General features: G+C 67.3%; 10 protein-coding genes and 1 pseudogene. 5 read left to right on the forward strand and 6 right to left on the reverse strand.

All coding sequences use genetic code 11. The annotated features are described in order from the left end of the window. Positions 1 to 90 precede the first annotated feature (90 nt). On the forward strand, positions 91 to 735 hold the full coding sequence (locus HS104_18890; GenBank protein ID MBE7482032.1) for a hypothetical protein: 645 nt from the start codon (positions 91 to 93) through the stop codon (positions 733 to 735). Here HS104_18890 and HS104_18895 read toward each other — a convergent pair. Further along, on the reverse strand, positions 711 to 3926 hold the full coding sequence (locus tag HS104_18895; protein ID MBE7482033.1) for a VCBS repeat-containing protein: 3216 nt from the start codon (positions 3924 to 3926) through the stop codon (positions 711 to 713). The two genes, HS104_18890 and HS104_18895, sit on opposite strands and share 25 nt — an antisense overlap. A gap of 425 nt (positions 3927 to 4351) precedes the next feature. Here HS104_18895 and HS104_18900 point away from each other — a divergent pair. Together HS104_18900 and HS104_18905 are read left to right on the forward strand one after the other, a co-directional pair. Next, a pseudogene (locus HS104_18900) lies at positions 4352 to 5082 on the forward strand (transposase). A 51-nt stretch (positions 5083 to 5133) separates the two neighbouring features. Further along, positions 5134 to 5937: an IS66 family transposase gene (locus HS104_18905; GenBank protein MBE7482034.1), complete on the forward strand. Its 804-nt coding sequence runs from the start codon at positions 5134 to 5136 to the stop codon at positions 5935 to 5937. A gap of 402 nt (positions 5938 to 6339) precedes the next feature. On the opposite strand, the gene HS104_18910 is transcribed toward HS104_18905, so the two are convergent. From HS104_18910 to HS104_18920, 3 genes are all read right to left on the reverse strand, one after another. Beyond that, entirely contained in the window at positions 6340 to 6651 is a 312-nt protein-coding gene (locus HS104_18910; GenBank protein ID MBE7482035.1) for a helix-turn-helix domain-containing protein, read from the reverse strand. 71 nt (positions 6652 to 6722) lie between these two features. Then, the gene (locus HS104_18915) at positions 6723 to 7100 is read right to left on the reverse strand and encodes a hypothetical protein (GenBank protein ID MBE7482036.1); all 378 of its coding nucleotides are present in this window, start codon (positions 7098 to 7100) and stop codon (positions 6723 to 6725) included. 242 nt (positions 7101 to 7342) lie between these two features. Next, positions 7343 to 8941, reverse strand: a complete 1599-nt coding sequence (locus tag HS104_18920) for a hypothetical protein (protein ID MBE7482037.1) — start codon at positions 8939 to 8941, stop codon at positions 7343 to 7345. A gap of 351 nt (positions 8942 to 9292) precedes the next feature. Between HS104_18920 and HS104_18925 the strand changes: the two genes are divergently transcribed. Together HS104_18925 and HS104_18930 are read left to right on the forward strand one after the other, a co-directional pair. Continuing rightward, positions 9293 to 10804 carry a hypothetical protein gene (locus tag HS104_18925; GenBank protein ID MBE7482038.1) on the forward strand — a complete coding sequence of 504 codons (1512 nt, stop codon included), beginning with the start codon at positions 9293 to 9295 and terminating at the stop codon, positions 10802 to 10804. A gap of 164 nt (positions 10805 to 10968) precedes the next feature. Continuing rightward, complete coding sequence (locus HS104_18930) at positions 10969 to 12912, forward strand: DUF2079 domain-containing protein (protein MBE7482039.1); 1944 nt, start codon at positions 10969 to 10971, stop codon at positions 12910 to 12912. Positions 12913 to 12920: 8 nt separating this feature from the next. Here HS104_18930 and HS104_18935 read toward each other — a convergent pair whose 3' ends face one another. Then, positions 12921 to 14852 (reverse strand): DUF2079 domain-containing protein, encoded by a 1932-nt coding sequence (locus HS104_18935; protein ID MBE7482040.1) that lies wholly within the window; start codon positions 14850 to 14852, stop codon positions 12921 to 12923. Positions 14853 to 14996: 144 nt separating this feature from the next. Next, on the reverse strand, positions 14997 to 15626 hold the full coding sequence (locus HS104_18940; protein ID MBE7482041.1) for a hypothetical protein: 630 nt from the start codon (positions 15624 to 15626) through the stop codon (positions 14997 to 14999). Positions 15627 to 15663: the final 37 nt, after the last annotated feature.

Below are 15663 nucleotides of genomic sequence, written 5' to 3' on the forward strand. Positions count from 1 at the left end.
GAGTTTGCACCCATTCTTCTGGGTTGGCCACGCCCCACGGCCCGGATCGGGTCAGGCGAAGTCAGGACGAGTCATTTGATGCGTGACGTCATGAGGAGCGATACCGGACGCGGGCAGGAGCTCGCCCGCACGGAGGAAGCGATGGAAACAGCGACGGTCTTCGGGGCTTTGCGCGCCGGTTGGGGCGTGCTCCTGCCAGTTGTCCTCGGGGGTTGTGCGGTCAGCCAGCTCGACGCGGGGCCGGACGAGATGCCAGGAGTCGGGGGCGCCGGGGCGGGGGGCCCGACGGCTGCGACGGGCGGGAAGGGCGGGGCCGACACCGGCAGCGGCGGCGCGACCAGCAGCAGCGGCGCGACCAGTGGCGGCGCGACCAGCAGCGGCGGCGCGACCAGCAGCGGCGGCGCGACCAGCAGCGGCGGCGCGCCCAGCAGCGGCGGCACGACCGGCGGCGGCAGCGGCGGCGCGGGCAGCGACCCGGTAATCCAGGTGGTGTGCGGCGCCTGCCCGCTCGGCTACCTGCTGATGAACGGGCTGATCGACGCGCCCAAGAACGACGTCTGCCAGCCCGGCGCCGCCTGCGGCACCTCGTACCAGAACATGTGCGTGAAGGCGGGGCACCAGGCGCTGTTCGGCTGTGCGCCGCCTCTGTCCGCGCCCTGGCAGCACGTCGTGGACGTGCCCAACTGCGACGGCTACTGCCCCGGCGGGTTCTACGAGATCTGGGCTTTGCCCTGACGTCGCCGCAAGAGACCGATCAAGAGCCCGAGGGCGATCAGCGAGAGGCCCGAGCTCCCCGAGCCCGCCGCGCGGCAGCCGCAACCGCCGTCGTCGCCCGAGCCCGAGCTGCCCGCCTTGCCGCCGCTGGCGCTACCACCCGTGCCGGCGCCACCGCTGCCACCGCTCGACGCGCCGCCGCTCGCGCCCACCCCGGCGTCGCTGCCCGCGCTGCCACCGCTCGCGCCTGCACCACCGCTGCCGCCCGCGCCGCCGGTGCCCGCGTCCGGAGGATCGGGCTGCACGTCGTTTACGTAGGCGCCGGTCGCGTCGAGCGCGACCAGGGTGCCGTCGTCGAGCGCACAGAGCAGCTCGATCTTGTCGTCCTTGTCGAGATCCGCCGCGATGGTGTGCACCACGGGCGCGCCCAAGGGCAGCGACCAGACCAGCGTACCGTCCGCACCATTGAGGGCGTACAGGTAGCCGTCGTCGGAGCCGAGCACGACCTCGTCGTCGCCGTCGCCGTCCAGATCGACCGCGATGGGCGAATACACGGCCGCACGCTTGGCCGGCGGCGAGGCCTTCGGGTGCACGGCACCCGCCGCCAGGTACACGAACCAGACCTCGGTCATGCTCGCGCCGTTGATGCGCGCGACGCCGCCCAGGGCGTTGCCCGCCATGCCGGACCAGACCAGGTCTTCGGCGCCCGCCACGCCCGGGCGGCGCATCAGCGCGGAGGTGTTCGCGTCCGAGCCCGCGACCGAGCCGGTGGGCGGCGTGTAGCTCGCCTCCACCGCGCCCGCGAGCGAGCGCCGCTCCAGGGCACCGAAGGCGTTCTGCGACGCGGTGCGCACCAGGTCGATCTCGGTGTCGGCGTCCAGCTGCCCGACCATCGCCTGCCCGTTCGGGCCGTTGGCGGTGCGGAAGAGCTGCACGAAGCCCTGCGCCGGCACGCCGGTGCCGGCCTTCGACACGTCGATGCCGACGAACCACTGGCCGTGCAGCGCCGAGACGACGTCGAGCTTGCCGTCGCCGTTGATGTCGGCCGCGGCGTGGCCTTGCAGGTACACGCCGCTCGGCGGGAACAGGTCGCCCACCGGGCGCGTGACCAGGTTGCTGCCGTCGGCGCCCTTCTTGATCACGAGCTGCTGCTCGCTCTTCGGGTCGAGCTCGGTCAGGAAGAAGTCGAGCGTGCCGTCGCCGTCGAGATCGTCGAGCAGCTCGAAGTTGTCGAAGCCCGCCACCGAGCGCCCGGCGCCGATGTCCTTCTTCCAGGCCTCCGTGCCGTTCGCCTCCAGCGCCACGAGCGCAGTCTCTTCGTAGCTCGCGGTCGAGTGGCCGCGCACGATCAGGCGCGCGCCGCCCGCCGCCTTGGGCTGGACCAGGCCGGGCGCGTTCACGTAGCCGCGCCCCTCCGGCTGCGCCGCGTCCGCCATCTTCCAGGAGGTGACGGGCACGCCCTTGGTGTCGAGCAGCGTGCCGTCGATCGCCACCAGCGCGTCACTGGATTCCACGGCGAAGATGCGGTTGTTCGTGCCGTCCAGGCTCGCCACGCTGACGAGCTTCGAATGGTTGCCGGGCCGGAGCTCGTTCTTCTGCAAGAGCTGGTTGTCGAGCACGCGCAGGCCACCGTCGGTGAGCATCACCAGCGACTGGGCCGGAGCCGCACTCGCGCTGATGTTCTGATCGAGCAGGTGCACCGCGCCGGTGATCCCGTCCGGGAAGGCGTACTTGTACAGGATGAGCCCGTCGGAGCCGTGCACCGCCAGGAGCGCACCCGGGCGCGCGTCGGTGATGGACGCCGCCGCGGCCTTCTGGAACACGTAGGCCTCCGCCGCCGCGTCGCCCGCGCCGTTCACGTTCTGCCGCGCCAGTACCTGGCCCGCCCCGCCGGTCACCAGGGCGTAGCGCCGCGCGCTGACCGTCGCCGCCCGGGCGCCGTCCAAGAACCAGCCCTTGTCCGCGAGCGCCGAGCCCGTGAACGTGTAGCCCTTGAGCTTGCTGAAGAACGGCTTCGGGAAGCTGCCGACGCCGTTGGCCTCCCGCATCAGCACGTCCGGCTTCCCGTCCCCGTCCACGTCGGCCACGCCCTCGAGCACCTCGCCCGCCTTGCTGGCCAGCAGAGCGCCGGTGGCGGCGTTCCTCACGTGCGTGGTCCAGGTGCCGCTCACCGCGTCCCAAACCGAGTAGACGATCTCGAGCGCGCCCGCGCCGTCCAGGTTCGCCACCGCGTCCCCCAGGTAGCGGACCTGCTTCACCTCCACGTCGTTGCCGGGGCCGCTCGTCACGTCCGTGACGTACTGGTCCTTCCAGCGCAGCGCGGGCGTCAGCACGCTGCCCGCGCCGTTGCACGACACCACGAATACGCCGGCGTCTTCGCTGTAGTAGTAGCTGTAGTCGTACAGCACCACCTCCGCCCGATTGTCACCGTCCACGTCCAGGCTGGAGAACGCGGGGAAATACGTCGGGGCGATCGTGCCGGTCACCAGGTTCGACTGCTCGCAGCGCACCGCGCCGGTGGCGGCGTCGTAGGCGACGAAGCCGCGGTCGTGACCGCGGATGAGCTCGGGCTTGCCGTCGCCGTCCAGATCACCGGCCGCCATGTCCACGGACCAGGGCGAGGTCACGCTCTGCCAGATCTGCGTGCCGACCGGCGTCGTGAACGAGTAGCCGATGAGCGTGCCGAGCTGCTCGGCCAGGAATACGCGTTGCCCGCCCGTGCCGTTCGGCACCACGAGCGCGTCGATGGCGATGGTGCCCGTGGCCTTGTACCAGAGCGTCGCGCCGGTCTGCGCGTTCAGCACGTACAGACCCAGCGGGCTCGCGCCCGTCGCGACCACCTCCGGCGGCCCCTGGCCGTCCAGGTTCGCCACGGCGATCACCTTGCGCGCGCCGATGTTCTCGCTCTTCCAGATCTGGCTGTCGTTCGCGCGCCGCGCCACGATGGAGCCCGCGGACACCATCACCACGTCTTTGGCGCCGTCGCCGTCGATGTCGTGCGTAGCGACCTGGCTTTCGGCGAGCGCGCCACCCACGGGCCGCTTCCAGGCCACGGCCGGCGAGGCGCTGATGGCCCCGACCCCGGCGGAGCGCGCAGTGCGCTTCGCGTCGTGGGCCATGGCGGGCCAGCCGTCGCCGCCGGTGGCGGAGGCCGGGGAGGTCAGAGCCAAGGAACCGAATACCAACCAGCCCGCGATCGCACGGCGCGTCATGCGGGCGATGATAGCTTGGAACACTGACCCAGCTCGACCAGCACCTCTTCGAGCCCACAAAGCAGGAGGCGACGGCCGATTTCTCGGCGCTGCGGCACGGCGTTCGCGAAGGGGTAAGACCGCGCCCGCGCTCACGCCGCGAAAGCTCGCGCTTTGGACCCCGGAAATCGCCTGCCATCTCGCACCGTCCTTTCGCCGACGACGCGAGCACCAGCGCCGGCGCCTGTCACGACGGTCGGCGCGGGGAGCACGTACGCTCGGTACGCGCTCTTCGATGATGTTCGGCGGTTCCTGAAAGTTGGTCGCGCTCGATGTTGACGCCAACGCCGGCGAGTCGTCTAATGGCGGCCGCTGGGGGGAGCGTCCGAAAATCTGTGTTTCTTGACGGCCTGAGGTAGCCCTTCCGAACCAAGAAGGACAAGCCCATGGCTCATCTCAACGGACCTGCGATCAAGAACGAGATTCTCGACGAGCTGATGAAGTCGGTAAAGAACCCGGACGACCTGCTCGGCGAAGGGGGTCTTCTCCGGCAGCTCACGGCCCGGCTGGTGGAGAAAGCGCTTCAGGCCGAGCTCACCTCCCACCTCGGGTACGACGCCGGTCAGGCTCGGCCGGAGGGGGCCAGCAACGGCCGGAACGGCTACACGAGCAAGACGCTGTTCACCGACCAGGGGGAGGTCACGGTGGACGTTCCCCGGGACCGCGAGGGGAGCTTCGAGCCCCAGCTGGTCCGCACGCGGGAGCGCCGGCTGACCGGCTTCGACGACCGCATCCTGGCCCTCTACGCCCGCGGCATGAGCGTCCGGGACATCAAGGGGCACCTCCAGGAGATGTACGGCGTCGAGGTCTCTCCGGACCTGATCAGCCGGGTCACCGATGCGGTGATGGAGGACGTCGCGGCGTCGTGCCGTTCCTGGACTTCCCGCCGGAAATCCGTCGCATCATCTACACGACCAACGCCATCGAGTCCCTCAACTCGAGCCTGCGGAAGCTGGTCTTCCACCGCGGCCACTTCCCCTCGGACGAGGCCGCGATCAAGCTCCTGTTCCTGGGCCTGCGCAACCTCGAGAAGCGCTGGAACCGCTCCGCTCGCGAGTGGAACAAGGCCCTCGGTCAATTCGCCATCTTCTTCGAAGGACGCCTGCCGTCCGCCTGAACCGTCAACCCGAAACCGGCTGCTGATGGTCCGTCAAGTTACACAGAAAATCTGACACGCCCGCTCCGGGCGGCAGACGCCGCGCTGTTCCAAGACGCGCTCGTCGAATCCGTGATCGGACTCGACCAGACGAGCTGGAAGCGACTCGACGACAAGACCAAGAAGCCCTGGCAGATGTGGTGCGTGACGACTCCGAGAGCGGTCGTCCATCGCATTCGCAAGGACAAGGGCAAGGACACGTTCACCGAGCTCGTCGGTGCCTACCGCGGAGTCATCGTCTGCGACGCAGCGCAGACCCACGAGGCAGGCGCACGTGAGAGCGAGCACATCCACCTCGCGGGATGCTGGGCGCATGCCTACCGAAAATTCGAGGAGGCGGCCCCCGATCATCCTGAAGCGCATCTGGCGATGAAGTGGATCGGCCAGCTCTACGAAGTTGACGATCGTGCCGGCGACGATCTCGGCGCGAAAGCCGAGCTGCGTCGCACGGAATCCCGAGCGGTGCTCGACCAGATGAAGACGTGGCTCTGGAGCCAGGCCGTGCTCAAGACGCTGAGCATCGGCAAGGCGGCAGCGTACGTGATCGCGAACTGGGAGCGCCTGACGCGCTTCGTTGACGACGCCCGGATCCCCCTCGACAACAACGCGACGGAGCGCGGGATCCGTGGCCCCGTCGTCGGACGTCGCAACCACTTCGGGTCGAAGTCCGAACGCGGCACCCAGGTCGCCGCGACCTTCTACTCGCTGATCGAGACGGCGAAGCTCCACGGCATCAATCCAGCCGCGTACCTGCTCGAGGCGATCAGGGCCGCCGACCGCGGCGAAGTGCTCCTGCCCTGGCAGATGCCCCGCTGAGCTCGGCGCTCAGGTCAAGACGGGGCGCGGAGAGTACTTACGAACCAAGAAGGACAAGCCCATGGCTCATCTCAATGGACCCGCGATCAAGGTCGGACTTGGGAGCTGATTCCGGCGACACCGCCCGCGAACAACATGCTCAGCCGGGATGTCGCTCGCGAAAGGTCACCGACGCCGTGTTCGAGGCGGGGCTCTCCAAGGCCATCGGCAGACGGGGGTCCTGCAGTCAGACGCCGATCGGTGTGACCCTGCAGACACCGTGGACGGAGTGCCAGAGGGCCGCGAAGCTCTGCGACAGGTCGCTGACGCCGCATCAGTACAACCAATTCTACGACGCTGCGCGGGAGGGCACGCTAGCCCGCCAGTCGGGGGCACGCGACTTGCGTCTGCGTTACGCCCACCTCACTCCAAGCTCCTCTTCCGCGCGTGGTAGCGAGCATGCGGCAAGCGCAGCCGACCTGGCGTCGAGTCGCGGCGAAGGACGACGCGATAGCCGAATCCCTCCCTGCCCTCGAGGACCCAGGCCAGGTCGCCGAGAGTCTCTCGCATCCGCGCAATGAGGACCCGCACGACCGCGGAGTTCACCGCATGGTGCGTGTGGAAGACAGCCCGCATGATCTCCTCGGCCTTCACCCAGCGACCTCGCCTTTCGAGCAGGTGGGAGAAGCAGGCGAAGCCTCGCGGGCCGAGCTTGACGCTTCGATGGTCGAGCACCAAGTCTCTCTTCGGCCGATTCAAGACTACCGGGAGCTCGAGCTCTGCGTCGTCCCCCAAAATGCGCCGGACTAGCGATGCAGGTTGGCGGCGAAGACCTCCGCGTCGATCGGCGGCGACTCCCAAAGGTGGACCCCTGCCGCAAATCCCGCGACAAGAACGTCCCGTTTGACCACAGGCGACACCGCGACGACCAGCCCATGGAACCCCGCCTCGTGCAACCCGCGAGCGCGCTCCACGGCCCACGTCCCGTCCGCTCCGTCCACCAGAATCACGCCGTCGGCGTCCACGCCTGGGCCCGGGTCGCTGGCCGCGAACGAGACTCGAACCCCGCCGGGAGGCGTGTCCTCGAGTGTACGAATCTGGTCCGCGAGCGCGACACCGGCCCCGCTTGTCTCCAGCGTGAAGAACAGCCGCCGCGCGAGGTACTCGCCTGACCCGCCGCCCATCGCGGGCGCCACGGTAGCTTGCGCCGTGCGGACACTCAAGCACAGCGCGAGCAGGCGCGGCTTCGCGATTCGGGCGCGGGCCAGTCGTGAAGTGTAGCGCTCGACCCGGAGGAAACCGGCCTACCGGGTGTCGCCATCGCGACGACGCGGAGCACGCCCTCGCGGCAGGCGAGGAACGTTGGGGCTGACGTTACCCGATGATTGGGCCGCTCCGCGCATGTTCGATCTCGCTGGCCGCATGCCTACTTTGCTGGACATCGATCTCTGCGCACCCAGACCGCGGCTTTGCGACCGTCCTTCGCGGCCGTACTCGGCTGCTCACAGTAGTTCGCCTTCAAGTAGGCCGTGAGCTCTGGAACCACCGACAGTGATACGTTGCCCATCTTCCCGGGCATGTCGAGCACGACCGGGGGCGTCGTCAGTCGCAGGTCTTCCAGCAACTGACGACGGGAATCACGCGCTACCCATTCAGGCCTCGGATCGCTCCAGGCTGGCGGCACCGTACCGGCCACCAGCGTGAGGTACGTGAAGCGGGTGGCAGGGGCCCGATGGCACGTGACGTAGATGTCTCCGTCGAATCCCCAGACGAACAGCGGTTCTCCCGGCTTGCTGTGCTTGTCCATCAGATCGCAGAGCGGTTCTGGAAGCGCCGGTTGGTAGCCGCCCGCTTTGCGGCGCTCGACCAAGTCCTTCAGCTTCGAGCTGGCGGAGTACCCGACCCACCCCGAGAGCAGGCTGCCGAGCAACACGACACCGCTGAATCGAGGCCAGAAGTCGGAGCCCTCCGCGCTCAGGCTCACCGAACGCGCGAGCAAGACCCCGGCGCCCATCGCTACGTACGGAAAGGGCAAGAGCTCGTAGGACGGCCAGAAGCGTTTGGCCAACACCATCGGCACGATGGAAAAAAGCGCCATCCATGCGACCGACGCCTCCAGGCCAGCCGCCGCGTGAGCTCGCGGGAAATCCCGAAGCGACGCGCTGGATGTGAGGGGACGCACGATCCCCCAAGCTGCGATCAGCATGGTGAGCGCCACCATCCACGTATGCTCGCGCATCCAAATGTCGAAACCCTTCCTGTACGGCGTGTCGGGGCTCACCTTCGCGTAGACTTCGGCGTTGTAAGTGTAGAACCAGTACCAGAACGTGCCGAGCTCGCGCGCGATGGCGTAGCGCGCCAATACGACCAGGCACGGCAGCACGCAGCCCGCCAGGAACGCCGCAGACACCAGCCAGCGCTCACGTCGGGCTGCGCCTCCCATCGAAAGCGCATGCGCAACGCTCCAGACGAAGAGAGGCAACGCGAGCGGCAACGCCGTCTGCTTGGTGAGGCCGGCGAGCGCGATCGACGCTCCGGACAGCCCGAAGAGCGCCAGCCGAACCCGCAGGGATGCTCGAGAATTCACCGCCCAGGCACAGAAGCAGAGAGCGACGGCACCAAACGCGGACGCGACGTTCTCGCCGAGCACCGCCGCTCCATCCGCCGTCGGATGACCGACCAGCGCCAGGAACGCGAACATCAGGCTCGCGATCCCACCCGCGAGCGGCAGGCGCGCCGCGAAGCCGGCGCCGGTGAGCCCGCCCACCGTGACCAGAGAAATGAGCATCATGAGCCAGCGTGCGCTCGCCCAGCTGTAGCGGCCGAAGAGAGCCTGGCCGAGCGCCGCCGTCCAGTACAGCACCGGCCCACGGTGACTGCAGCCGTCGACATAAGGCAACCAACGTCGGTCGATCAATCGCTCCGCCAGCGCCACGGTGTAACCGTCATCGACCGCGACGATGTTGGGCTTGCGAACGTAGAACCAGTGCACGCTGGCAACCACCACCACGGCCACGACTGTCATGCCGAGCGCAACAAGCGGGACTAGTAGTGCGCGGGTGGGCTTTCGCATGCTCCTGCCAGGTGCCGATCTTCCGTGCCGCGCCGCGGATGTTCGCATTCGGCGTGCGGTTTGTGCCAATCAATTCAGCAGCGGCGGCGCGCGCCGTGGGCCGGCGTACCCGTAAGTGGTCTGTGGAATCACATGGACTGACCTCCACAGTTTGCCGATACTCCGTCGCCCGTGAAGTTGCACGCCTGGCTCCCTGTCATCGCCGCCGTGCTGGTCGCGAGCCCGGCGCTGTTCATCGTCGTCAACCTGCACTGGTTCTTCCTTCAGAACGCGAGCTACGTCGGCTTCGACGACGGCTACACCGTGGCGCTGGCCGAGCGCATCATCGACGGCAACTGGCTGCCCTATGTCGACGGCTGCAGTCACCGCGGGCCGGTGCTCTACTGGCTCGTCGCCGTAGCGCAGAAGCTCACCGGACGCTTCAACTGGATCGGCCCGCGCAGCCTGATGTTCGCGGCTTCTCTGGTCACACTGATCGCGATGCTCGGAACGGGCTTCGTGGCCCGGCTGCCGCTCGCCGGCGCCGTCGGAGCCCTGCTTTGGGTGTACCTGGGGCTCATCGCCCACGACACCGACAGCGCCTTCGGCGTGACGGGCGAGTCCATCGCGGCGGCACTCGGCATGCTGGCGTTGTTCTTCCTGGCGTGGGGCCTGATCCGCGCGACACGCTTCCGCAATCGCGTGCTTCTGGTAGCCCTCTCCGGCATCGCGGCGGCGATGGCCGGTTTCACCAAACAGACCGCGTTTCCTGCCGCAGTTCCCCTGTTCGCGTGGTTGTTCTGCGCGGCGCTGTCGTTGGAGGGGTTCACACGCCGCCAACGGCTCGGGCTGCTCGGCGCGTTCGTCGGCGGCATCCTCGGAGTCGTGGTGATCGTGCTCAGCCGCTACGTCATCGGCGGGCACATGCGCACGTTCTGGTACTGGTTCTATACGTACAACAGGGAAGTCTACATGGCGCCGATGCGCGAGGTGCCGTTCAGCAGCGACTTCGACAACTGGGCGCGTGGCCAGCACTGGGCGTTCTTCGCGATCGCACTGGCCGCGAGCTGGGGTCTGGCTCGACCGCTGGCGGAGGTGCGCTCGCTCCGCGATCTGCTCGGCGGATACTCCAGAGCCGGACTCGAGGTCACGACCTCCGCACTGGTTCTGGTGGTGTTCGCTGCCGTGGCCAGCCCGCAGCGCTTCTGGCCAACCTACTTCATCATGGTCTTCCCGTTCATGGCCATGGCTGCCGGTGTGCAGCTGGCGCTGGCGATGGGCCGTGCGCAGGGGCATCCCTGGGCGCGCTTCGCGGGCGCGCTCCTGCTCGGCGGGGCGCTTTCCAGCTGGATTGGCTACGCGGCGCGATTGCGGGTCAAGGAGGTGGCGAACGACTTCAAGTCCGAGAGGCGCAAGCCCGCGTTGCCCGAGCCGATCTGCGATCTGTTGGACAAATACGGCAGCAAGGACGATTTCCTGTTCGTCTGGGGCTTCGACGCGGACTTCTACGTCACTTGCAAGCGCCACCCGGCCACGCGGTTCACCTATCTCACGCTCGTTGCCGGGACGGTTCCACCGGCTTGGAACGACATCCGGCCGGAGCGTCAAGCCAGGAACGCGCGCCGCGATCTGATGCACGATCTCGAAGTCAGCAGGCCTGCGGTGGTTCTCAACTCTCCGGGTTCGATGCGCAACGTCGGCATCCATACCGTTCCCGAGCTCACCGATTGGTTGAAGCGAGACTACTGCCCGATCGCTCCGGTGAAGAGCCGAAACGGCCGACAGTCCGACGTTTGGGTGCGTCGCGACCTCACCCCCTGCACCGACGGCGGCTGACGGAGTACCTTCGGAGCCAGCCCGTTTACGGCGGGTAGAAATCGTGACAAACGGGACGCTCACCGCGATGACAGCGCCGGGAAATGAGTCAACCGGAACTCTCGACTGATCGGCCCGCGTCCGAGGGCGCCGCGCCAGAAGAAGAGCCGACCAGGAGCGTCCGCTTGGCTGCCGGGCTCACGCGTGCGAGCCGCGTGCTCGCGCTCTCGCTACTGCTTGGTGTCGCGCTCGCGACCTGGGTCATTTTCACCTTCGGCGGTGGCTGGGTCTCGCCCTTCCTGTCCGGCAACGAGCTCGAAATGCCGCGGCGCATGAGCCTGATCAAGTGGACGCTCGGGTCAGGCGTCGCAGCCGCGCTGCTCGGCGTGGCTGCGCTGGTGGTGGCGCGGGTGAAGCGCTGGCCGGCCGAGGCCGTCGAGAAGGCGCTCTGGCTCCTGTCCCCACTGATCCTGCTCGGCTTCATCCCGCAGGTGTTCCGCGCCAAGCCTTGGGTGAACCGGCACGACGTTCTGCTGGCGCTCGTCCTCAGCCTGGCACTCGCCACGGAAGTGCTCACGACCCGCTCGCTCGCTCACGTCCCCGAGGCGTTCACGCGACTCTGGGCGCGCATCCGGGACAAGGCGCCGGCCTTCTGGCACAAGCATGGGCCCCTGGTGGTCGTGCTGGTCGGCGTGGCTGGATACGTCGCGTTCATGGCCTTCTTCAACCTGCGCTGGCACTACAAGCTCAGGACGCACAACTTCGATCTGGCCATCGACAACAACCTGATCTTCAGAGCGATGCACGGCGCTCACATGGAGAGCACCGTCACCCACGGCAACGCCCCCGGGCAATACCTGGCGGCTCACGCCAAGCTCGGGCAATACGTCATCTTGCCGGTCTATGCGCTCTTTCCGAAGCCCGAGACGCTGATCGTCATCCAGGGTTTCCTGCTCGGTGCGGGGGCGCTGCCGCTGTTTGGCTTCGCACGCCGGCACGTCTCGGACTGGGCCGCGTCGCTCATCGCCCTCTCCTACCTGGCATACTACCCGCTCCACTGCGCGAACTTCGTCGAGTCGAAGTACCTGTCGCTGTCGATCTTCTTCGTGCTCGCCACGTTCTGGGCTGCCGAGCGCAAGAAGTGGGTGCTGTTCGCGCTGGCCTTCGTCGCGGCCACGTTGATGCGCGAAGACATCCCCATCGGGTTGGCCACGGGCGGCGTGATGCTGCTCTTGACCGGGCACCGACCCATCGCCGGCGCGATCATGGCGGTGGTCTCCGTCTCGTGGTTCCTGACCCTGCGCGCGATCATGGACCGGGCCGGAAGCTGGTGGTTCCCGGGCATGTACAAAGGCCTCTGGTCCCCCGGCGAGCAGGGCTACGGCAGCGTGCTCAAGACCGTCCTCTCGAACCCGCTCTTCGTGTTGAACGAAGTGCTGGAGAAGGAGAAGCTCCAGTACCTCCTTCACCTGCTCGTGCCCATCGTGCTCCTGCCGGCGCGGCGCTGGTACCTGTGGGCCGCGTTCATTCCGGGCACGGTGCTCACCCTGTTCGTCACCGACTACAAGCCGATCTTCGGCTTTTCGTTCCAGTACACCGCTCACTGGATCCCCTACCTGTTTCTGGCCGTCCCGCTGGCGCTAGCCGCCATCGCCAAGACTGGGAGCGACGGGCCAATTCGCGCGCGCGCTGCGCTCGTGGCCATGGGGCTCGCGAGCGCGGCGCTCAGCTACAATTTCGGGGCCTTCGCGCGCCGACCGGACAGCGTGCGCGGCGGCTACTTCCACATCGAGTTCACGTTCAGCGACGCCGAGCGCAAGCGCTACGCAGACTTGCAGAGCGTAATCGCCGAGCTGCCGAAGGACGCCTCCGTCGTCGCCACGGAAAACGTGGGGCCCCACGTCTCGTCTCGCACGCACATGTATGCGATGCGGCGTGGCATCTACGACGCGGACTACATCCTGGCGGCGAAGAACGAGCTCGACTTCGAGGAAACGCGCAAGCTCTTCACGGAGGCGGTGAAGTCCAACCGCTATGGTGTCGTCAAGCGGGCCGGCGACTTCGTGCTGCTGAAGAAAGGCGCGGACGCGAAGGACAATCCGCCACTGGTGACGGACTTCAAGCTCTGACCGCTCGCTCAACGCTGGCGCAAGACCTCGACCGCCCGCGGATTCTTCGCGATGTCGTGGCCGCGCCGCAAGAGCATGAATACGTCGCGCTCCTCGACCAAGCCGTATTCGCCCGACTCGACCACCGGGAGCACGCGCTGGGCTTCGCCCTTCGAGAGCGACTTGTGGAACAGGATGTAGTCGGGCTTGTCCCCGAGGCCGTAGCCGAGGTTGTAGAGGATCAACCGCGTCGACACGTGAGCGCCTTCCACAGCCGTGGCGGTCACCGAAGCGTCCGGCGGAATCTGCGCGACCAAGCGTTTGAGCTCCCGGTAACGGTGGACCTCTTCCGGGGTGACGGTGACGCGTTTCTCACCGAAGCCGCCGACGATGACCTTGCCACCGAGCAAGAGCCCGTATTGGAAGCTGGCGCCGGTGGCGACGAGGATCAGCGCCAGCGCCGCCGCCGCCTGACGGCGCGCTCCCGCAACCTTGCCGATGCCTTCCAGGGCCAGGATGCTGGCCGTCACGACGTACGGGAACCAGCCAAACGCGTACTGAAACGAGGTCTGGTACATCGGCGGGCGGTTGGTCACCATCAGGGTGAAGAAGACGCTTGGCACGGCTGCCACCAGCAAATACGGTCGGCGGACCCACAGACAAAGCAGGGGCACCGTCATGTGCAGCAGGTAAAGCAACTTCGGTTCCTTGACCATGCTGCGCAGGACGAAGATCGGGTTCGTCAAGATGGTCGCCACGACTGCGCCGTAGTTCTTGAAACCGGCAGCTTTCAGATCTTCGTAGATCTCGTGGTACCAGACCACGCCGATGCGCGGCATGATCACGAACTTGATCACCACGAAGTAGCTGGCCGAGAGCACCAGCATCGTCGCCACCAGGCGCAGGCGCTTGCCGTAGAACAACAAGAAAGTGCTGATCACGACCATGCCGAACGCGATGTCCTCGCGAGAGGCCAGCGCCAGCGCGAAGGAGATCCAGAAGAGCACGTAGTCTCGTCGGAGCGGGCATTCCGCGTGCAAGACGCGATCGAGAAACAGCACCGCCCAGGCGATGAAGAACATGCCGATGGGAACAGCATGGAAATCGTAGAAGTTGGGCCGCTGGATCACCGGCAGGAGCAGAAAGCACAGCGCCACGACGGCAGCGATCCAGCTGGGGAGACGCCTCGCCCCGAACAGGTAGATGGGCAGCGCAGTCAGCGCCACCAGCACCGTCTGGATAATCAACAGCGACTCGGGCCCGGGCTTGATGGCATAGAAAGGCAGGAGCACGTAGATGATGAAGTCCGCGTGGAATTTCAGCGCGCTCCAATCCCGCAGGTTGCCCTCGGAGGCTGGCAGTCGGAACGGGTGCCCGTGCAGCGCGTTGAAGAACTGGTTGTCGTACTCCCCGAGATCCGTGGTGCTCGTCCACATTCCGATGTGGGTGACGAGCGTGTAGCGACCGATCAGCACCGCGTAGTAGACGATCCCCACGGTGACGAGCGCCGCCGGTAGCCAGCGCAGCACGCGCCGAACACGCTCGAAGCGAGGCGAGTCGAAGCGAAACGTGCCGAGCGACCGTAGCGACACCGCGAGGAGTTGCTCCAAGACCAGACCGGCCACCGCCAGTATCACCAAGTACGGGAGCTCCGCGGGCCCCTTCCACGCGCCGCGATAATAGAGCGACGGCACGAACACGCTGACGATGAGCGGGCTCGAGAGCATGCCCCAGCGCAGGATGCGCGGTGCCGCGGCGGCTCGCTTCACGATGGCGAATGCCAGGACGCCGAGCACGGCGGCGCCGGCGACACCGAAAGTCACCATCATTGCGAGCTGGCGCTTCGGTTGTGGGAGCACGTTGCCGGTGACGAACTCCTTGAGCTCGCTTTGCAGGCTCCACTGGATGATTGCCAGCGTCAGAGACGTGAGGGCCCCGACGATCAGCGTAGCTCCAGCCACGCCCTGGCGAATTGCGGAGACCGTATCGGGTTTCGCGTCGGGAGGGTCTTGCACTTCCGGGTTCATGTCGCAGGTTCCGGCGGGCTTTCGCAAGCTTCGCGCCGCCGGTCGCGGCGCACCCTGACACAGAGGGCGGCCGAGAAACTACCAGCTTTTCCGGTTGGAGCAGTCCCCGGGGTCGCGGCCAGCAGCTGACGCCCGCGAGTCGACACCGGCCCAGCCTTCGTCTTCGGCCGGCGCGCGGTCCCATTGCGCGCAGGGGCCCAGGAGCTCGACCCACTCGGCGATGACCTCCACCCTCACGAGGTCGCCGGACACCGAGATGATGCCCTGGGTCGACGCTCGGGCAGCGCCCGGGCGCGGGACGGATCGCGGCTCACCAGGTAGATGTCGGCGCGGAATCCGGTAGAAATCTTCGAGTGGGAACTCGCTGGCGAACGCCTGAATCCGAGCGAGACGGAGCGGCAACACGATGTCGATGTCGTGTGTGACGCGAGGCTCGCCGTGGAGCAGGCCAGCTCCGCTGCCGGTGACCATGTACCCAGCGCGTTCAGCTTGCGCCCGAAGAGCTGGAAGACCTGAGTCTCGGGCATGCGTGAACACTCGGCGCACTTCGTGCTCGACCTGCTCCTCGGACCACTCAGCGTATTGCTGGCGCAGGAAGGTCGCCTTCAGGCGCCGAGCGGACCAGCACAGGGAGGCTGCGTCGGCGGGCTTCTCGCCGGGACTCATGCGCCGGCGGCAGTCCAGCTGGTAGGCACGGGCGGGGTCCACGTTGGGTCCAAAAGCCAGCGTGGACTCGGCGATCTCC

The sequence above is a fragment of the Polyangiaceae bacterium genome (assembly GCA_015075635.1).
GTDB lineage: Bacteria > Myxococcota_A > Polyangia > Polyangiales > Polyangiaceae > JADJKB01.

What these genes read in the sequence shown, in the direction of transcription:
- HS104_18890 (MBE7482032.1), top strand. Translation starts at nt 91, where the DNA reads ATGAGGAGCGATACCGGACGCGGGCAGGAGCTCGCCCGCACGGAGGAA.
- HS104_18895 (MBE7482033.1), bottom strand. Translation starts at nt 3,926, where the DNA reads ATGACGCGCCGTGCGATCGCGGGCTGGTTGGTATTCGGTTCCTTGGCT.
- HS104_18915 (MBE7482036.1), bottom strand. Translation starts at nt 7,100, where the DNA reads ATGGGCGGCGGGTCAGGCGAGTACCTCGCGCGGCGGCTGTTCTTCACG.
- HS104_18920 (MBE7482037.1), bottom strand. Translation starts at nt 8,941, where the DNA reads ATGACAGTCGTGGCCGTGGTGGTGGTTGCCAGCGTGCACTGGTTCTAC.